The following is an 18,510-nucleotide window of genomic DNA, read 5'->3' as shown; positions in this document are numbered from 1 at the left end:
CCGGACTCCGCTTCCGGCCCGGTCCGCGGCCGGAGACCGGGCGGGTCAGCTCGGGCGCGCCGCGGGCAGTTCGGCGGTGATGCGGAGACCACCACCGGGCCGGGGCGCCACGTCGAGGATCCCGTCGTGGGCGCGCACGACGCTGCGCACGATCGCCAAGCCGAGCCCGACGCCCGCGTGCTCGTCGTCGCGCACCCGCTCCGCACCGCGCTGGAACGGCTCGGTCAACGTCCCCACCACCTCCGGCGGGAGGACCGCGCCGGTGTTCTCGACCAGCAGCACCGCGACGTCCGGCCGCGCCTCGGTGCGCACCCGCACCGCACCCCCGCCGGGCAGGTTGTGCACGATCGCGTTCTGCACGAGGTTCGTCACCATCGGCAGCAGCAGCGCCGCCGAACCGGACGCCCACGCCGCGTCCCCGCCCGCGTCGAGCTCGACACCGCGCCGCTCGGCCAGCGGCAGCGACGTCTCGACCGCCTCGTCCACCAGCAGCGACAGGTCGACCGGTTCGCTGCTGAAGGAACCCCGGTCGGCGCGGGCGAGCAGCAGCAGGGCCTCCGTCAGCTCCACCGCCCTGGTGTTGACCTGCCGCAGCCGGGTGACGAGCGCGTCCACGTCCGGATCCGGGTCGTGGCTGGCCACGTCGAGCAGCGTCCGCGAGATCGCCAGCGGGGTGCGCAGCTCGTGCGAGGCGTTCGCGGCGAACCGCCGCTGCTCCGCGGTGTGCGCCTCCAGCTGCGCGAGCATGGCGTCGAAGACGTCGGCGAGGTCTCGGAACTCGTCCCGCCGCCCCGGCAACCGGATCCGGTGCGAGAGCGAACCGTCCGCCGCCAGCCGCGCGGCCGCGCCGATCCGGCGCAGCGGCGACAACATCCGCCCGGCGAGGAACCAGCCGCCGACCAGGCCGAACACCAGCACCGCCAGCAGCACCAGCGCCGCCTTCGGGGCGAACGCGCGCACCAGGTCCCGGCGTCCCGGCACGAAACCGCCCGGCGTGTTCACCTGCTCCGGGACGTAGCGCAGCAGGAACACCCACACCACGGCGAGCAGCAGGGCGCTCGCGACGACGAGGAACCCGGCGTAGCTCACGGCCAGCTTGAACCGGGCGCTCATCCCGGGGCGCCTAGCCACGGTCGTCCACCGCGGCCTCGATCCGGTAGCCGACGCCGGGGACGGTCGTGATCAGCCACGGTTCGCCGAGCCGTTTGCGCAGCGCGGACACCGTGATGCGGACCGCGTTGGTGAACGGGTCGGCGTTCTCGTCCCAGGCCCGCGCCAGCAGCTCCTCCGCGCTGACCACGCCGCCCTCCGCGCCGACGAGGACCTCCAGCACCGCGAACTGCTTGCGGGTGAGCGCGACGTGCCTGCCGTCGCGGAACACCTCGCGCCGGAACGGGTCCAGCCGCAGCCCCGTGATCTCCCGCACCGGCGGCCGGGACCGCTCCCGCCTGCGGTCCAGCGCGCGCAGCCGCAGCACCAGCTCCCGCAGCGCGAACGGTTTCGTCAGGTAGTCGTCGGCGCCGAGTTCGAAGCCGGTCTCCTTGTCGTGCAACCGATCCGCGGCGGTGAGCATCAGGATGGGGAGCCCGCTGCCCGAGCCGACGATCCACCGCGCCACGTCGTCCCCGGACGGGCCGGGGACGTCCCGGTCGAGGACCGCGAGATCGTAGGAGTTGACCTGCAGCAGCTCCAGCGCGGTGTCGCCGTCCCCGGCCACGTCGGCGGCGATCGCCTCCAGCCGCAGGCCGTCCCGGATCGCCTCGGCCAGGTAGCGCTCGTCCTCGACGATCAGCACTCGCATGGGGGAATGCTAGTTCGGCGGACGTATCGCCAGCGTATGCGAAAACGAATACGCGGTGGCAACGGCGCGGGGTCTTCGCTGGTGGCATGACCACGACACCGCACCTCCGGAACCGGATCACCACCGCCTCCGCCGTCGCGCTGCTCGGCGCCCTCGGCGTCGCCGTGACGATCGCCGCTTCTCCCGCGCTGCGCGGCGAACCCACCGCCGAGGACGGCGCGATCCCCGACGACCGGGAGGTGTCGGTGTTCGACGACGCCGAACCCGCCGTCGCGAAGCTCGACGAGGACCTGCTGAAGGCGCTGCGGGCCGCCGCGACCGAGGCCGAGGACGAGGGACTGCGGTTCCGCGTCAACAGCGGCTGGCGATCACCGGGCCTCCAGGAACGGATGTTGCAGGACGCCGTCACCACCTACGGTTCCCGCGCCGAGGCCGCGCGCTGGGTCGCCACCGCCGAGACCTCCGCGCACGTGTCCGGCCAGGCCGTGGACATCGGTCCGTACGACGCCTCGGACTGGCTGGTCCGACACGGTGACGACCACGGGCTCTGCCAGATCTACGCCAACGAGCCGTGGCACTTCGAACTCCGCCCGCTGGCCATCACCGAGGGTTGTCCGCAGCCCTACACCGACCCCACCGAGGACCCGCGGATCCGCCCGTGACGGCCCGTCCCGGCCGGCGGGGCGGGCCGCCCCCCGCTCGTAGCGGACCGCGCCGTAGTCCTCGCGCTCCGGTTCGTCGAAGCGCGCCGCCCGCCGCGCCAACGCCCGCATCCGCTCGCGCATCTCCACCGCCGGGAGCCGGTGGTGCGGGCCGTGCCCCGGCAGCTCGGCGAGGAACAGCGCCGTCCCCGGGCTGGGGAACGGGTGCGCGATCACGCCCGGGCCCGATCTCCACCGGCTCCGACCCGCGGATCACCCGGTCGGCCTCCGGGCCGCCACGCCAGATCACCCTCGTGGATCCACAACCGGGCGTCGACGCGTCCGGCGCGAGTTGTCAAGGGCCCACCACCTGCTGGGAATGCGCTGGCCCCGGGCGCGGTTGAGCCCTCTTGGCCGGGAAGCCCGGATCATCCAGCGGAAGCGAGGCAGTGGTGTCAGGTGAGTCGTCGAGCCAGGCGTCGGGCGGTCCCGGCAGTGGAACCCGGTTGCCCCGCGAGATCTGGATCCTGGTCGGCGGCAGCTTCATCGTCGCGATCGGCATGGGCATCGTCTCGCCCGCGCTGCCGGCCTTCGCGACCTCCTTCGACGTGGGCGTGACGGCGGCGTCGTTCATCGTCAGCGCGTTCGCGTTCATGCGCCTGGCCTTCGCCCCTGCCAGCGGGCGGCTCGTCGCCTGGTTCGGCGAGCGGCCGATCTACGTGTGGGGCATCAGCATCGTCGGCGTCAGCAGCGCGGCCTGCGCGTTCGCCACCTCGTACTGGCAGCTGCTGGTGTTCCGCGCGCTCGGCGGCATCGGCTCCACCATGTTCACCGTGTCGGTGGTGGCGCTGCTGGTGCGGCTCGCGCCGCCGCAGCAGCGCGGGCGCGCGTCCGGGTTGTGGGCGACGAGCTTCCTGCTGGGCAACATCTCCGGGCCGATCATCGGCAGCGTCATGGTGGGCTTCTCGCTGCGGATGCCGTTCCTGACCTACGGGGCGGCGCTGTTCCTCGCCGCGTTCATCGGCTGGCTGCTGCTGCGGAAGTCGACGCTGGCGGCGCCGGTGAGGGACGACGTCCCGGCGATGACGGTCCGGGAAGCGCTGCGCTCGCGCACCTACCGGGCGGCGATGCTGTCGAACTTCAGCATGGGCTGGGCGGTGTACGGGGTGCGGATCGCGCTGATCCCGCTGTTCGTCGTCGAAGCGCTGCGCTCCACGCAGGCGATGGGTGGCGTGGCGCTGTCGGTGTTCGCCGTCGGCAACGCCGCCGTGATCATGGTGTCCGGGCGGCTCTCCGACCTGCACGGCCGGAAACCGCTGGTGCTCGTCGGGCTGGCCGTGTCGGGGCTCGGCACCGCGGCGCTGGGCTTCAGCGGTTCGGTGCCGGTGTTCCTGGCGGTGTCGCTGGTCGCCGGAGTCGGTGCGGGGCTGCTGAACCCGGCGCAGAACGCGGCCGTCGCCGACCTCGTCGGCGCGAAGGGCAAGGGCGGGCCGGTGCTGGCCGCGTTCCAGATGAGCGCGGACGTCGGGTCGATCCTCGGCCCGCTGGTCACCGGGGTGCTCGCCGACCTCATCTCCTACCGGGCCGCGTTCGCGGTGACCGGGCTGACCGCGGTGCTGGCGCTGGCCGCCTGGTTCGCCGCGCCCGAGACGAGCGGCCGCCGCGGCACCATCGAACCCGTCCTGAGCACCGGCGAAGGCGACGCGCAAGTCCAGCGCGCCGAGAAGTAGGTCAGCGCCAGGCCCCGCGCGCGGTGAGGACGAGCCGCCGCGGACCGTCCTGCTCCGGCACCAGGTCGATCAGGGCGGCCGCGACGGTGGCGAAGGTCAGCACCGGCCTGCCGGGGACCGCGGTCACCTCGTCCAGCGGGGCGAGCTCGCGGTCCTCGTCGGCCGGGCCGGACTTCAACGTCACCGGGTAGACCGCGGTCCAGTCCGCCGCGCACCGCGGCAGGTCCCGCTCGGCGGCGAGCTTGTCGTCGAACAGCCGCTTCGCGAGGGTGCGGGCGAACAGCCGCGGCACGAACGACTGCTTCCGGGCGGTGTCGCCGATGCCGAGCGAGGACAGCAGCACTAACCGCGGCACCGCGGCCGCTTCGATCGCGTCGAGGATCCGCGGCAGGCTGCGCCGCTGGAAATCGGTGCCGTGCCACAGGTATCCCGCTCCGACGCGGGCGCCGAGGCAGGAGACGACGGCGTCGTGCCCGGCGAAGGCCGCCGTCATCGCCGGGACGTCGTCGACCGCTCCCCCGACGACCGCCAGCCCGGGGCGCGGGGTGATCGCGTCGGGGTTCCGCGCGTACGCGGTCACCCCGTACCCGCGGTCGAGGGCGTGCTCGACGGCGGCGCCGCCGGTCCGCCCGGTCGCGCCGAGGACGACGATCTGCATGGCTCGCTCCGAACTCGTGGGGGCATCGCTCTCTCGCCGAGCCATCATGCCCCGATGAGCGCCCCGACCGGACCGTTTCCGAGAACCGGGCCGGTCCGCGCACGGCCGGTCCTCCTGTCAGCTGCGGAGCCGACGAGCCACCGGCCACGCGCGCCACCGGCATCGCCGCGGATGCTCAGCGGCGGGACCGCGACCTCCGACGCGGAGACCGCCGCGGTCGCCGCCCGGCACGACGACGGCCGCCGCGGCCGGCGGTCGGTGCTGCGGGACCCGGCGGTGCTGCTGTGCCCGCTCGCCCGGCGCGCCGGGCAGGCGGGCCGCTCGCACGGTTGCCGCGAAATCCGGTGATCCGCGTGTTCGGGCCCGCACCTGCGGTATCTCAGGCGGGTTCCCTCCGCTTCCGCGGATCTCCAGCTCGCCCGTTCGGGCGATGTGGGGGCGACCGGGCTCGTCCTAACGTGAAGCGCATGGAACCGCCTGCGGACGCTCGGCCGCGCATCCCGGAGCAGCGGGCGGCCCCGCCCCCGGGACAGCTGCTGATCACCGGGGACGTGGGCGGCGACCTGGTGCTCGACACCGCCGAGCTGGACGCGCGGGCCACCGTGCAGCGCCAGGTGCACTACCGCACCCGGCGCTGCGATCAGGTGCACCTGGTGCGCGGGGTCCCGCTGCACGAAGTGCTCGTCGAAGCGGCACCCCGGCTGGACGACCGGCACAAGATGGGGCTGCTCAACGTGGTGGTGCTCGCGACCTCCGAGGACGGGTTCCAGGTGGTGCTGTCGCTGGCCGAGGTCGACCCCGAGTTCGGGGCGTGCTCGGCGCTGCTGGCCACCCGCTACAACGGGCGGACGCTCGCCCGGCCGACGCTGGTGATGCCGTGCGACGGCCGCGCCAGCCGCTACGTGCGCCAGGTCTGCCGGTTGCGGCTGCTGAACATCGCCCCGGCCGAGGACCTGGTGACCGCGCCCTAGCCGCGCAGGTCGGTGAGGATCGCCTCGGCGACGAGTTCCAGTTCCCGCGCCTCCCGCGCCCCGGTGGGCGAACCGCAGGACCCGGCGCGCCCGCCCGCGCGCAGCAGCACGACCACGCCGTCGTCCCGCCCGGCCACGGCCGCCAGCGCCGCGTCCAGCTCGGCGCGGCAGGTGCAGTGCAGCCCGGCCGCGACCTCGCCGAGGGCGCACTCCCGGTGGACGTGCACCGGCGACGCGCCCCGCGGCGTGCCGCGCACCAGCGCCAAGTGCTCCCGACCGTCGCGGGCGCGGTAGCCGACGGCGCGGAACGTCCCGGCGGGCAACGGCAACCGCGCTTCCGCGCCCCGCTCGACCAGGCCGTCCCGCCGCATCCGGTGCTCGGCGACCTCGTCGACGGACACCACCGCCAGCTCGTGCTCCAGCGCGAACAGCCGGGCTTCGGCCGCCCCCGCCAAGCGGGTCGGGTCGTCCAGGCCGACGAGCTCGCCGAACGCGACCGCGCGGTGCAGACCGGCGAGCGCGGCCAGGTCGGCGGCGGCCTCCGCGGGCCCCCGGTGGCCGAGCACGCCCCCGGCGTCCACCCGCAGCGGGACCACGTGGCCGGGCCGCGCCAGGTCGTCCGGCCCGGTGCGCGGATCGGCGAGCGCCGCGATGGTGCGCGCCCGGTCGGCCGCCGAGATCCCGGTGCCCACGCCGCGGACCGCGTCCACCGCCACCGAGGGAACCGCGCCGCCGGGACGCACCCCGGCCCGGGTCATCGGCGGCAGCCGCAGCGCGTCAGCGCGCCCGGCGTCGATCGCCGCGCGGAGCAGGCCGGAGGTGTGCCGGACCGCGAACGCGACCAGCGGCGGCGTGGCGTGTTCGGCGGCGAGCACGAGGTGCGCGGCGTCCTCCTGCCCGGTGTCGTCGAGCACCACGACGGCCCGCCCCGCGGCGAGCTCGCCGAGCGCGGTGGCCACCGGGTCGGCGGGCCGGGCCGGTGCCGCCGGGCCGGCGTCGGCGGTGGTGGTGGTCATGCTTCCTCCTCGCTGCGACCCGGTCCGTCCACATCGGACCGCGTACCGGAAGTGGGGGGGGGCGGGGGGGGGGGCGGGGGCCGGGCCCGGGGCGCGGCCGCCGCCGGGGGGGGGGGGGGGGGGGGGGCGGGGGGGGGGGCCCCCCCCCCCCCCACGCCCCCCATTGCCCAAACCCCCGCGCCATCATTACCAACACACCCCCCCCCACCACAAAATGGTATCGGCCCCCCCCACCCCCCCCCCCCCGCCCCGGCGGCCCCCCCCCCCCCCCCCGGGCCCCGGGTTCGCGCCCCGCGGGGCGTCAGGACTTCGACGTCGCCGGAACCTCGTCACCGCTGCGCCGCGCCGAACCCCGCACCCACAGGTACGGCAACCGGCGGGTGGCCAGGTACACGATCGCGGCCACCGCGGCGGCGACGTAGTTGCCGAGCGAACCCCACTCCGGGTGCGCCGCGGCGATCGGCCCGGTGTAGAGCGCCGAGTGCCAGAACGGCACCGACAGCAGCACCCCGGCCGCCCAGGCCACGAAGCCCCAGCCCACGACGCGGCTCCGGTCGTAGAGCTCGCCGATGCGGCTGCGGTCCGAACGCCCGCCCACGTAGTAGTCCAGCAGCAGCACCGCGGCGAACGGCGCGATGAAGTACGCGGTCAGGCTCAGGAAGACCTCGAACTTCGCCTCGATCCCCGTCTCGCCCCACAGGCTGATCAGGAAGCCGAGCACGCAGATCAGCGCCACGCCCTGCGGCCGGGTCAGCGGCACCCGCAGCGTCTGCAGCGAGATCGCCCCGCCGTAGACGTTGAGGAAGTTCTGCGACAGCGCCGAGAGGATCACCGCGGCCAGCGCGGGCACCGCGAACGGCCCGGTGAGCTGGTGCAGCGCCGCGATCGAGTCGCTGGTGGTGGCGCTGTTGCCCAGCAGCGCGCCCACCACGCCCAGCCAGAACACGGTGATGAACGTGCCGAGCCCGGTGAACAGCGCGGTCAGCTTCCCGCTGCGCTTGGTGTCCGGCAGGTAGCGGGAGTAGTCGGAGGCGAACGGCGACCAGGCCACCAGGAACGCGAAGAAGGCGCCGGCGAAGGTGATCCACCCGCCCCAGCCGCCGATGTAGCCGTCGGCGGTGGCGTCGGCGTGGAACGTGCCGGCGCCGCGCGCCAGCGCGACCACGGTGATGAGCAGGAACAGGGCGAGCAGCACGAACGCCAGGATCCGCTCCAGGTAGTGGATCATGTTGTATCCGTAGATCGCCACCACCAGCTGCACCAGCGTCAGCAGCAGCGACCCCACCCAGAACGGCACCGGCAGCAGCTCGGCGATGGCCTTGCCACCGAGGATCACCGTCACCGATGCCCAGCCGACCCCGGCGAAGACGTTGATGTAGGCGACCGGGATGAAGTTGCCGAGGAACCCGAGCGGGCCGCGGGCCTGGATCTGCTGCGGCACGCCGAGCCGCACGCCCATCCGGGACATGGTCGCCATCAGCAGCGACCCGGCGAGGGCACCGGCGGCGACCGCGGTGACGGCGGCGGTGAAGCTGAGCCCGAGGGCGATGGCGTTGAACCCGAGCATCATGATCGGGAAGTTGAGGTTCGCCGCGAACCAGACGAAGAACTGGGAACTCGGCTTGCCGTGGCGTTCGGAATCGGGGATGTGGTCGACGCCGAACGGCTCGACCGTCGTCACCGATTCGCCGTACGCGGGCTGCGGAGTCGGCGCTGACTCGTGCGTCATGGTCTCTCCAGTGCTGAGAGCCGGAACGGCTCGGCGTGCGAGGCGGGACCGGGGTCGGCCTCGCAGGCGGGGATCGGGTTCAGGGGCTGAGCGGGGTCATGTCGGCGGGCGCGAAGAACTTCCCGGCCCGGTACACCAGCGGATCGACGTCGCGGTGCTCGGCCTGCACGATGCGGCCGACGAACACGGTGTGGGTGGCGGCGCGCAGCCGTTCCCCGATCTCCACTTCGACGGCGGCCGCCGAGCCGGTCAGCAGCGGCGAACCGTGCGGGCCGGGCGACCAGTCGACCTCGGCGAACTTGTCGGTGTTCTTGGAGGCGAAGACTCCCGCGACGGGCAGCTGGTCGGCGGCGAGGATGTTGATGCCGAGGTGGCTCGCGCGCACCAGCGCCGGGTAGGTGCTGGAGGTGGTCTGCACGCAGACCATCACCATCGGCGGTTCCAGCGAGACGCTGCAGAACGCGTTCACGGCGAGCCCGCGCGGCACTTCGCCGTCCATCGCGGTCACCACGGTGACGCCGGTGACGAAGCGGCGGTGCACCTCGCGCACCGCGGCGGGGTCGACGGCCTGCTCGGTCCGCGTGCTCATCGGTTTCCCTCCCCGATCGAGATGATGCCCAGCGCCCGCAGCAGCTGGCGCGGGTCCCAGGTGACCCATTCCGCGGTCACCCGGTCGCCGTCGAAGGTGGCGAAGGTGACGCCGACGACCTCGACGGCGCGGCCGGTGGGCGGCACGTCCAGGAAGGTCTCGGTGTGAGTGCCGCGGCTGCGCCAGCGGATCACCACCCGGTCGCCCTCCTCCACCAGTTCCTCCACCTCGGTGGTGAGGTCGGGGAACGCCTCCCTGGTGGTCAGGATGGATTCCTTGAAGCCTGCGCGGTCCTGCACCGCGCCGTCGGACGCCGAGGTCCGCGCGTAGCCCGGGGCCAGCAGCTCGTCGAGCGCGTCGACGTCCCCGCGGTCCCAGCACGCGGTCCACGCTGCGCGGATCCGCTGCTTGCGCGGCGAGTCCTGTCCTGCGGCCATGTGTCACTCCTTCGATGCCCGTCCAGGGTCAGCACAGGCCCTGGTTCCTGTTCGGCGCGCGCCCGCCGGGGATGCCCAGGCGGCTGCGCACGTCGTTGCGCACGCGCTCCACGACTCGGGTGAACGTTCCCTCGCCGAACCTTCCGTCGGTGTACAAGCGCATCCAGCCGGCGCCGTCGAGGTACCCGGCCTCCAGCGCCGCGCACCTGCCGTCCAGCTCGGCGCGGGTCCGGTCGCCCGCGGTGTCGAGCAGCACGAGGTGGTAGCCCGGCCCGGTCCGCCCGGTCCAGGCCGCGATCCCGGTGTCGCGGTCCTTGAACCGCTCGGCGCGGGCCTTGATGTCGACCGATTCGGCCAGCGCACCCGCTTCCGCGGGCAGCCAGCCGGGGTCGGTGCCGGTGGCGGCCGGGTGGGCGAGGACCTGGAGGCAGACCTCCGGTTCGTCCCGGCGGCCGCACCAGGTCAGCGCGATCCGGTGCACGTGGGCCTGGCCGGGAACGAGTCGCCGCCGCACCGGCCGGTGGCCGGTGAGCAGTTCCAGTTCCGCGGCCAGCACGTCCACCGCCCTGGCCAGGTCACCGGTTCCGGGTTCCGCCGCATCGACCAACGCTTCGTCCCCCGTCCGGATCGAGTGCCCGTCCGACCGAGCCTGCTTGTATGTCAGCGGGACGCTACGAGTGGACCAGGTCACTGTCAAGAATCCACCTGGGATCCACTGGCCAGATCATCGATCACCAGGCGGTACCGCGAAAAAATCACGGGTTCCCATTGACCTGCCCAGCACGGTCTGGCTAGCGTGCCTGCCATGCAAGAGACCGGAACACGGGCCGCTGGTATGCAAGCCCGGGGCGCTCGGGCCCGAGTGCTGGACGGTTTGCGCGAGGCGATCATCCGCGGCGAGCACCAGCCCGGTGCGCTGCTGTCGGAGGGCACCCTCGCCGAGACCTACGGCACGAGCCGGACTCCCATCAGGGAAGCCCTCCAGCAGCTCCAGACCGAAGGTCTGGTCGAGGTCGTCCCCCGGGTCGGCAGCTTCGTGCGCGAACCGTCCCGGCGCGAGCTCGGCGAGCTGTTCCAGCTGAAGGCGGTGCTGGAGGGGCTCGGCGTGCAGCTGCTGGCGCAGCGGGGCCGCGTCGCGGAGGTCGATCTGCTGCGCGACAACCTCGCCGAGTCCGAACGCGCCGTCGCCGACGGCGACGTGGAGCGCTACGCCCAGCTGGTGCACGACTTCCACGGCCTGGTCATCCAGGGCGCGGACAACAGCAGGCTCGCCGAGCACTACCAGATGCTGATGAACCAGCTCGCCTACCACCGGGTCGTGATGAACACGTTGCGCCACCCGGGGCGGCTGGGCGCCTCGCTGCACGAGCACCACGAGGTGTTCAAGCGGATCGTGGACAAGGACGCGTTCGGCGCCGAGCAGGCCATGCGCGACCACGTCCGGTGCAGCGAGCGCGAGGCCATGACCCACCGGGAGCAGCCCGCCCCGGAGTGATCCGGCTTCGGCCCCGGCAAGAGAAGACCGGCCACCGCGGGGAGCTCTCCCGGCGGTGGTCCCCCGAGCACGCCCGCCCGGCGGCGCGATCCCCGCGCCCGTCCGGTCTCCGCGGCACCCGCGCACCGTCCGGTGCGGATCCCTCTCCTCGACGTGGAGGCAGACATGCGTTTCTCCATCTTCCACAACCTCGGCGCACCCGGGCGGTTCGGCGAGTACGACCAGGTCATGAACGAGACCCGGGAGTTCGCGCGGTACGCGGACCAGGCCGGGTTCTGGTCCATCTGGTACACCGAGCACCACTTCGGCCACGAGGGCTACGAGCTGATCGCGAACCCGGTGCTGATGGGCGCGGACATCGCCGCCCGCACCGAGAACATCCGCATCGGGCAGGCCGCGAACATCGCCACGTTCTGGCACCCGCTGCGGCTGGCCGAGGACATCGCGCAGCTCGACCAGCTCTCCGGCGGCCGCGTCGAGGTCGGCCTGGGCCGCGGGCTCTACGGGCGGGAGGCGCTGAACCTCAACACGCTCGCCGACCCGCGCGACCAGGAGCAGAACCGGGCGCTGTTCGACGAGACCGTGGAGATCCTGCAGAAGGCGTGGTCGAACGAGTTCTTCTCGCACGACGGGCGCTTCTACACCTTCCCGGCCCCCGGCGTGCGCTGGGAGCACCCGCTCTCGCCCGCCACCCCGGAGTTCACCGAGGACGGCGTGATCACCAAGCTCGCCGTCACCCCGCGCCCCTACCAGCGCCCGCACCCGCCGCTGTGGCAGGTGATCGACAGCCCGCGGTCCATCCAGACCGCCGCCCAGCAGGGCGTGCAGGGGCTGTTCTGGCTGCCGCCGATCTCGGCGCTCAAGGACCGCTTCCAGCTGTACAAGGACTCCGCGCAGGCGGCGGGCCGGGACCTGGCGCTGGGCGAGGGCATCGGCCTGGTCCGCGACGTGTTCGTCGCCGACACCATGGAGCAGGCCCGCGCCCAGTTCGAGGAGGCGCTGCTGACCTCCTACAAGTGGATCACCCACTGGCGCGGGCTGGGCAACCTGATGGAGGCCGGTGAGGAGCTCACCGACGCCCACGAGCTGTCCTTCGAGTTCCTGGAGCAGCGCAACCTGCTCGTCGGCACCCCGGAGCACGTGGCGGGCAAGATCGAGGAGCTGCAGGAGGAGCTGAACCTGGAGCACCTGCTGCTGTGGACCACGCACCCCGGCCTGCGCCACGAGCACGCGATGCGCAGCCTCGAACTGTTCACCGAGAAGGTCATGCCGCGCTTCCAGGGCTCCGGCTCGTGAGCGGGCCGCGCAAGGTCGTCACCACGACGGAGACCGTGCTGCGCGAGCTGGGCTCCCCGGTGGAGTCCACCGCGCACCGCGCCGCCGCGGCCGCGGTGATCCCGAACCCGTGGGCGGGCCGCGGCCACGTCGCGGACCTCTCCGCGGAGGTGGAGCGGATCGCGCCCGGCCTCGCCCGCACCCTGCACGACGAGCTCACCGCGGCGCTGACCACGGCGAACGGCGGCGAGGCCGAGATCACCGCGTTCGGCAAGGCCGCCATCGTCGGCCTGGACGGCGAGATCGAGCACGGCGCGGCGCTGATCCACACCCCGTACTTCGGCAACGTGCTGCGGGAACTGGCGGGCGGCACCGCGGTCATCGTGTTCTCCGACGAGCGCGGGCCCGCCGGGACCACGCTGACCGTGCCGATCTGGCACAAGACCGACGCGGCCACCCGCTCGCACTACCAGACCATCCCGGTGCGCATCCCGGACGCGCCCGCCGACGACGAGATCGTCGTCATCGCGGCCGCGTCGACCGGACCGCGCCCCAACGCCCGCATCGGCGACCGCAAGACGGATCCGGTGGTGCGGCTGGCAGACCTGGAGGACCGATGAACATCCGCAAGATCGTGAGCTACACCGAGGACGTGCTCACCGAAGGCGGCCGCCCGGTGGACCCGCGGGCGCGCACCGCGGTGGTGCTGGCGGTGCTGCAGAACCCGTGGGCCGGCGAGGGGTTCGTGGCGGACCTCGCGCCCGGCATCGAGGAGTTCGCGTCCCCGCTGGGCGCCCTGCTCGCACCCCGCGTGGTGGAGGCGCTGGGCGAGCCGATCGAGGCCTACGGCAAGGCCGCGATCGTCGGGCTGGACGGCGAGGTCGAGCACGGGTCGGCGCTGATCCACACCTTGAAGTTCGGCGACCACTTCCGGCAGGCCGCGAGCGCCACCACGCTGCTGCCCGCGGTGGAGAAGCGCGCGGCGGCCGGCACCACCTTCGACATCCCGCTCAAGCACATCACCGACGCGACGATCCGCTCGCACCACCAGAGCATCGAGGTGCGGCTGGCCGACGCACCGCGCGCCGACGAGATCGTGGTCGGCCTGGCCGCGGCGGCGCAGGGCCGCCCGCAGGCGCGGCTCGCCCCGCTGTCGAGCGAGCGATGACCGACCAGCTGGTCCTGCTGCACGGCGTCGGCCTGGACCACCGCATGTGGGACCGGTGCGCGCCGGAGCTGGCCCGGGACAACCCGGTGCTGGCCCCGGACCTGCCGGGCCACGGCGCGGGCGGGGCCGTCGAGCCGGACGCGGAGCTCGACGACCTCGCCGCGGCGGTGGCGCGGCGGCTGAGCGGTCCCGCCCACCTGGTCGGGTTCTCGCTCGGCGCGCTGGTGGCGCAGTGCCTCGCGGTGCGCCGCCCGGAGCTGGTGCGGTCGCTGGTGCTGGTGAGCTCGGTGGCCGCCCGCAGCCCGGAGCAGTCGGCCGCGGTCGGCGACCGGCTGCGCGGCGTGGCGCAGGACTTCGCCGGGACCGCGGAGGCCGCCGTGCAGCGGTGGATGAGCCCGGACTGGCAGGCGCGCGAACCGGAACTGGCCGACCGGCTGCGCACCACCCTGCTGGGCAACGACCTCGACGACTACCTGGCCTGCTACCGGATCTTCGCGACGGCGGACCGCGAACTGGCCCCGCTGCTGCCGGGGATCACGGCACCGACGCTGGCGATCACCGGTGCCGAGGACCCCGGTTCGACGCCCGCGATGACCGAGCACTTGGCCGCGACCATCCCGGAGGCGCACGCCGTCGTCGTCCCCGGCGCCCGGCACCTGCTGCCGCTGGAACGGCCGGACCGACTGGTCGCCGAGATCCGCACGCACCTCACCCGCACGACCGTGGAGCGTTGAGATGAGCACCGAACTCCCCCGCTACGAGCACTACATCGCAGGCGAGTGGGTCGCCCCGGCCGAAGGCGGCTACTTCGCCAGCACCAACCCGACCACCGCGCAGCCCTGGTACGAGGCGGCGCGCGGCACCGAGGCCGACGTGGACCGCGCGGTGCGCGCCGCGCGGGCGGCGTTCGAGGCGCCGTCCTGGCGCGACCTGTCCCAGACCGCGCGCGGGCGGTTGCTGCGCAGGCTCGGCGACCTCATCACCGAGAACGCCGAGGACCTGGCCCGCACCGAGACCCTGGACAACGGCAAGCTGCTGCGCGAGATGCGGTCCCAGCTGGCCGGGATCCCGGAGTACTTCTACTACTACGCCGGTTACGCCGACAAGATCCACGGCGAGGTCATCCCCGCGAACAGCACCAAGCTGCTCAACTACACCCAGCGCGAGCCGGTGGGCGTGGTCGGGGCGATCACCCCGTGGAACTCGCCGCTGATGCTGACCACCGCGAAGATCGCGCCGGCGCTGGCCGCGGGCAACACCGTGGTGATCAAGCCGTCCGAGCACACCTCGGCGTCGGTGCTGAAGCTGGTGCCGCTGTTCGAGCAGGCCGGTTTCCCGCCGGGCGTGGTCAACGTGGTCACCGGATTCGGCGCGGACGCCGGGAACGCGCTGGTGGAGCACCCGCAGGTCGCGAAGCTCAGCTTCACCGGCAGCACCGCGACCGGTTCGCGGATCTCCGCCGCCTGCGGTTCCCGGTTCGTGCCGGTGACGCTGGAGCTGGGCGGCAAGTCGCCGAACATCGTCTTCGACGACGCCGACACCGACAGCGCCGCGATGGGCATCGTCGCCGGGATCTTCGCCGCCGCCGGGCAGACCTGCATCGCGGGCAGCCGGGTCTTCCTGCAGCGCGGCGTCTACGACGAGGTGCTGGAGAAGGTCGCGGCCCGCGCCGCCACCATCAAGATCGGCGACCCGCTGGAGCCGGAGACCGAGCTCGGCCCGGTCGCGTTCGGCGACCAGCGGGACAAGATCGAGGAGTACGTGCGGATCGGCCGCGAGGAGGGCGGCCGGGTGCTGACCGGCGGCGAGCGGCCGGACGTGGGCCTGGACGGCTACTTCTACTCCCCCACCGTGTTCGTGGACACCGACAACGGGATGCGGGTCTGCCAGGAGGAGATCTTCGGCCCGGTGCTCACGGTGATGCCGTTCGACACCGAGGACGAGGTGGTGGCGCTGGCCAACGACACCACCTACGGGCTGGCCGCCGGGGTGTGGACGCGGGACCTGGCGCGGGCGCACCGGCTCGCCTCGGTGCTGGAGGCCGGGACGGTGTGGGTGAACACCTACCGCGCGATGTCGCCGATGTCGCCGCGCTCCGGGTTCAAGCAGAGCGGGGTCGGCATCGAGCACGGCACCGAGGTGCTGCGCGAGTACACCAGGCTCAAGAGCGTCTGGATCAACACCGACGAGAGCCCGGCGCGGGACCCGTTCGTGCTGGGTTCCTGACGGTTCCGCCGGGTTCCACCGAGCGGTCCGCGATGAGCCCCGGCGGTGGGTCAGCCGCCGACCACGCCCCGCGTCATGGCGCGGGCGCTGCCGAGGTAGTTGGCGGGGTCGCAGAGCTCGTCGATGCGCCGCTCGCCGAGCCGCTCCACCAGTTCCGGGTGCCCGCGCAGCTCGGTGGCGAGGTCCTGCCCGCCCTCGATGGCGCGGCGGCAGGCGTCGTAGACCACTTCGTGCGCCCGCTGGCGGCCCAGTTCGGGCGCGACCGCCATCATCACGGCCTCGGCGACGATGAGACCGCCGGTCAGGTCGGTGTTGGCGCGCATCCGGTCGACGTCGACTTCGAGGCCGCCGAGCATGAATTCGGCCTGGTGCAAGGAGGAAGCGGCCAGCTGGAACGCCTCCGGGACGGTCGCCCACTCCAGGTGCCACGGCCCGGTGGCCCGCTCGAAGTCCTGCATCATCGCGTCGAGCATGGTGGCGGCCCGGTCGCGCAGCAGCTTCGCCGCCGCCACCATCAGCTCGCTGGAGATGGGGTTGCGCTTCTGCGGCATGGTGGAGCTCGCGCCGCGGCCGGGCACGAACGGTTCGGCGACCTCGCCGAACTCGGACGAGCACAGCATCGTCACGTCCCACCCGATCTTGCCGAGCGAACCGCCGATCGCCGCCAGCAGCGACACGATCTCGTTGAGCCCGTCCCGGGCCACGTGCCAGGTGATCTCCGGGTCGCGCAGCCCCAGTTCGGCCGCGAGAGCCGCGCGGACCGCGAGCCCTTCCGGCCCGGAGCCGAGGGACGCCAGGGTTCCGGCCGCCCCGCCGAACTGGACCATCAGGTCGCGTTCGCGGGCCGCGGCCAGCCGCTCGGCGTGGCGGTCCAGCGCGGAAACCCAGACGGCGCACCGGAATCCGAACGTCACCGGCAGCGCGTGCTGCAGGTGGGTGCGCCCGGCCGCCACCGAGTCGACGTGCTCCGCGGCCAGCCGCCGCAGCACCGCCCGCACCCGATCGAGAGCGGTGGCGACGAGGTCCAGCCCGTCGCGGCACTGCAACATCGTCGCGGTGTCCATGATGTCCTGGGTGGTCGCGCCCCAGTGCAGGTAGCCGCCCGCCTCGCCGCACTGCTCGGCGAGCTGGGTGACCAGCGGCAGCACCGGGTAGCCGACGTTCTCGGTCTCGGTGCGCAGCCGTTCCAGGTCGAGCGCGACCGGGTCGACCGAGTCGGTGATGATGCGCGCCGCCTCGGCGGGGACCACGCCGACGGTGGCCTGCGCGCGGGCGAGGGCGCTCTCGGTCTCGGTCATCCGCGCGAGGAAGCTCGCGTCGCTGAAGACCTCGCGCATCGGGCCGGTGGAGAACATCTCCCGGTACAGGACCGAGTCGAACACGGTGCTGCTCATGCGTTGCTCCCGGAGGTCGTGGGGTCGGTGCCGCGCGCGGCGGCGATCTGTTCGGGTTCGGGTTCCCGGTCGAGCAGCGCCGGATCGGCCAGGACGGCGCGCAACCGGTCCCGGTCCAGGTCGCCGTTCCACCGCGAGATCACCAGCGTGGCCACCACGTTGCCGAAGGTGTTGCAGGTGGAGACCGCCATCGACATCACCCGGTACACGCCGAACAGGATCGCGACGCCGTCCACGGGCAGATAGCCGGTGGCGGTGATCGTGGAGGCGAACACCACGAACGTCCCGCCGGAGACGGTCGCCGCGCCCTTCGAGGTCAGCAGCATGATCAACAGCAGGCCGAGCTGCTGCTCCAGCCCCATCGGGATGCCGTAGGCGTTGGCGAGGAACAGCGTGCACAGCGCCATGTACAGCGAGGTGCCGTCGAGGTTGAACGCGTACCCGGTCGGCAGCACCAGCCCGACGGTCTGCTGCGACATCCCCATCCGCGGGAGCTTCTTGAGCAGGCCGGGCAACCCGGCCTCGGAGGAGGCCGTGCCGAGCACCAGCGTCAGCTCGGTGCGGACCGCGCGCAGCAGGCGCAGCACGTTCACCCCGATGGCCAGGCAGATCCCGCCGAGCACGACGAGGACGAACAGCGCGACCACGATCCAGTACTCGGCCACCAGCTCGGCCAGGGCCAGCAGCATCGCGGACCCGTTGGTGCCGACCGAGTACGCGATGGCGCCGAAGGTGCCGAGGGGCGCCAGCCGCATGATCACGCCGATCATCGCGAAGAAGCCCTCGGACGCGGTCTCCAGCCCGGCGCCGAGTTGGGTCCGCACGGCGGGCGCCATCGAGAGCAACCCGATGCCGAACAGCACGGCGATGACCACGACCTGCAGCAGGTGCCCGGAGGTGAACGCGCCGGCGAAGTTGTCCGGCACCACGGTGTCCAGGAAGTCCTCGTGCGCACCGGTGTCCGGGGCCGCCGGGTGCTGCGCGCCGCGCAGCGCGCCCGCTCCGGTGCCGACGCCGGTCAGGTTCCCCACCAGCAGCCCCAGCAGCAGGGCGACGGTCGAGACGACCTCGAAGTAGACCAGGGCGAGGAGTCCGGTGCGCCCGGCCTTCTTCAGGTCTCCGGCCGAGGCGAAGCCGAGCACGATGGTGAAGAACACCAGCGGCGCGACCGCGACCTTGATCAGGTCGAGGAAGACGTCCCCGACGACCTTCAGGTGGGCGGAGAACCCGGGGAACGCGGCACCGACGGCGATGCCCAGCACGATCGAGATCAGCACCTGGTTGCCGACGCCGGTGTACCAGCGGGAGCGGCGGGCCGGTGCGCCTCCGTCGCGGAGCTGCTCCGCTGACTTCATGCCTGCACCTCTTTGTGTCTAGACA

The 18,510-nt window shown here is 73.1% G+C and carries 20 protein-coding genes; 10 read left to right on the top strand and 10 right to left on the bottom strand.

Annotation, left to right across the window (positions count from 1 at the left end):
* Positions 1-45 precede the first annotated feature (45 nt).
* Both LCD35_RS00285 and LCD35_RS00280 read right to left on the bottom strand, forming a co-directional pair.
* The gene (locus tag LCD35_RS00285) at positions 46-1,113 is read right to left on the bottom strand and encodes a HAMP domain-containing sensor histidine kinase (protein WP_255613932.1); all 1,068 of its coding nucleotides are present in this window, start codon (positions 1,111-1,113) and stop codon (positions 46-48) included.
* Between the two features lie 10 nt (positions 1,114-1,123).
* Positions 1,124-1,801: a response regulator transcription factor gene (locus LCD35_RS00280; protein ID WP_224957618.1), complete on the bottom strand. Its 678-nt coding sequence runs from the start codon at positions 1,799-1,801 to the stop codon at positions 1,124-1,126.
* An 86-nt stretch (positions 1,802-1,887) separates the two neighbouring features.
* On the opposite strand from LCD35_RS00280, the gene LCD35_RS00275 reads away from it, so the two are divergent.
* The gene (locus LCD35_RS00275; protein ID WP_225043537.1) at positions 1,888-2,463 is read left to right on the top strand and encodes a M15 family metallopeptidase; all 576 of its coding nucleotides are present in this window, start codon (positions 1,888-1,890) and stop codon (positions 2,461-2,463) included.
* Positions 2,464-2,948: 485 nt separating this feature from the next.
* Positions 2,949-4,172 (top strand): MFS transporter, encoded by a 1,224-nt coding sequence (locus LCD35_RS00270; protein ID WP_255613930.1) that lies wholly within the window; start codon positions 2,949-2,951, stop codon positions 4,170-4,172.
* A 1-nt stretch (position 4,173) separates the two neighbouring features.
* Here LCD35_RS00270 and LCD35_RS00265 read toward each other — a convergent pair whose 3' ends face one another.
* Positions 4,174-4,830, bottom strand: a complete 657-nt coding sequence (locus LCD35_RS00265) for an NAD(P)-dependent oxidoreductase (RefSeq protein WP_225043536.1) — start codon at positions 4,828-4,830, stop codon at positions 4,174-4,176.
* Between the two features lie 171 nt (positions 4,831-5,001).
* On the opposite strand from LCD35_RS00265, the gene LCD35_RS00260 reads away from it, so the two are divergent.
* On the top strand, positions 5,002-5,178 hold the full coding sequence (locus tag LCD35_RS00260; protein WP_224957612.1) for a hypothetical protein: 177 nt from the start codon (positions 5,002-5,004) through the stop codon (positions 5,176-5,178).
* A 119-nt stretch (positions 5,179-5,297) separates the two neighbouring features.
* Positions 5,298-5,801, top strand: coding sequence for a molybdopterin-binding protein (locus LCD35_RS00255; RefSeq protein WP_225043535.1), 504 nt, complete (start codon positions 5,298-5,300; stop codon positions 5,799-5,801).
* On the opposite strand, the gene LCD35_RS00250 is transcribed toward LCD35_RS00255, so the two are convergent.
* The 5 genes from LCD35_RS00250 to LCD35_RS00230 all read right to left on the bottom strand — a co-directional run bounded on the left by LCD35_RS00250 (position 5,798) and on the right by LCD35_RS00230 (position 10,179).
* A complete protein-coding gene (locus tag LCD35_RS00250) occupies positions 5,798-6,817 on the bottom strand; it encodes a 3,4-dihydroxy-2-butanone-4-phosphate synthase (RefSeq protein ID WP_224965809.1) in 1,020 nt (339 codons plus the stop codon). The two genes, LCD35_RS00255 and LCD35_RS00250, sit on opposite strands and share 4 nt — an antisense overlap.
* A 301-nt stretch (positions 6,818-7,118) precedes the next feature.
* Complete coding sequence (locus LCD35_RS00245) at positions 7,119-8,546, bottom strand: cytosine permease (RefSeq protein WP_224965808.1); 1,428 nt, start codon at positions 8,544-8,546, stop codon at positions 7,119-7,121.
* A 79-nt stretch (positions 8,547-8,625) separates the two neighbouring features.
* The gene (locus LCD35_RS00240; protein WP_224957608.1) at positions 8,626-9,135 is read right to left on the bottom strand and encodes a flavin reductase family protein; all 510 of its coding nucleotides are present in this window, start codon (positions 9,133-9,135) and stop codon (positions 8,626-8,628) included.
* The gene (locus LCD35_RS00235) at positions 9,132-9,572 is read right to left on the bottom strand and encodes an ester cyclase (RefSeq protein ID WP_224957607.1); all 441 of its coding nucleotides are present in this window, start codon (positions 9,570-9,572) and stop codon (positions 9,132-9,134) included. The genes LCD35_RS00240 and LCD35_RS00235 overlap by 4 nt, the downstream gene beginning before the upstream one ends.
* Before the next feature lie 28 nt (positions 9,573-9,600).
* A complete protein-coding gene (locus tag LCD35_RS00230) occupies positions 9,601-10,179 on the bottom strand; it encodes a hypothetical protein (RefSeq protein ID WP_224957606.1) in 579 nt (192 codons plus the stop codon).
* Positions 10,180-10,377: 198 nt separating this feature from the next.
* Here LCD35_RS00230 and LCD35_RS00225 point away from each other — a divergent pair, with 198 nt between their 5' ends.
* From LCD35_RS00225 to LCD35_RS00200, 6 genes are all read left to right on the top strand, one after another.
* Positions 10,378-11,067, top strand: coding sequence for a GntR family transcriptional regulator (locus LCD35_RS00225; protein WP_224965807.1), 690 nt, complete (start codon positions 10,378-10,380; stop codon positions 11,065-11,067).
* Between the two features lie 165 nt (positions 11,068-11,232).
* Positions 11,233-12,363, top strand: coding sequence for an LLM class flavin-dependent oxidoreductase (locus tag LCD35_RS00220; RefSeq protein ID WP_224957604.1), 1,131 nt, complete (start codon positions 11,233-11,235; stop codon positions 12,361-12,363).
* Positions 12,360-12,962: an amino acid synthesis family protein gene (locus LCD35_RS00215; protein WP_224957602.1), complete on the top strand. Its 603-nt coding sequence runs from the start codon at positions 12,360-12,362 to the stop codon at positions 12,960-12,962. The genes LCD35_RS00220 and LCD35_RS00215 overlap by 4 nt, the downstream gene beginning before the upstream one ends.
* Positions 12,959-13,510, top strand: coding sequence for an amino acid synthesis family protein (locus tag LCD35_RS00210; protein ID WP_224957600.1), 552 nt, complete (start codon positions 12,959-12,961; stop codon positions 13,508-13,510). Before LCD35_RS00215 ends, LCD35_RS00210 begins: the two co-directional genes overlap by 4 nt.
* Positions 13,507-14,244 carry an alpha/beta fold hydrolase gene (locus LCD35_RS00205; protein WP_224965806.1) on the top strand — a complete coding sequence of 246 codons (738 nt, stop codon included), beginning with the start codon at positions 13,507-13,509 and terminating at the stop codon, positions 14,242-14,244. Before LCD35_RS00210 ends, LCD35_RS00205 begins: the two co-directional genes overlap by 4 nt.
* 1 nt (position 14,245) lies before the next feature.
* The gene (locus LCD35_RS00200; protein ID WP_224957597.1) at positions 14,246-15,736 is read left to right on the top strand and encodes an aldehyde dehydrogenase; all 1,491 of its coding nucleotides are present in this window, start codon (positions 14,246-14,248) and stop codon (positions 15,734-15,736) included.
* A gap of 50 nt (positions 15,737-15,786) precedes the next feature.
* On the opposite strand, the gene LCD35_RS00195 is transcribed toward LCD35_RS00200, so the two are convergent.
* Both LCD35_RS00195 and LCD35_RS00190 read right to left on the bottom strand, forming a co-directional pair.
* Positions 15,787-17,130 carry an adenylosuccinate lyase family protein gene (locus LCD35_RS00195; protein ID WP_224957596.1) on the bottom strand — a complete coding sequence of 448 codons (1,344 nt, stop codon included), beginning with the start codon at positions 17,128-17,130 and terminating at the stop codon, positions 15,787-15,789.
* Positions 17,127-18,485 (bottom strand): cation:dicarboxylate symporter family transporter, encoded by a 1,359-nt coding sequence (locus LCD35_RS00190; RefSeq protein WP_225043534.1) that lies wholly within the window; start codon positions 18,483-18,485, stop codon positions 17,127-17,129. The genes LCD35_RS00195 and LCD35_RS00190 overlap by 4 nt, the downstream gene beginning before the upstream one ends.
* Positions 18,486-18,510 lie beyond the last annotated feature (25 nt).

This window comes from Saccharopolyspora sp. 6V (assembly GCF_020176785.1).
GTDB classification, from domain to species: domain Bacteria; phylum Actinomycetota; class Actinomycetes; order Mycobacteriales; family Pseudonocardiaceae; genus Saccharopolyspora_C; species Saccharopolyspora_C gregorii.
Note: the sequence above shows the minus strand (reverse complement) of the source record. Positions and strands in the feature narration are given on the sequence as shown.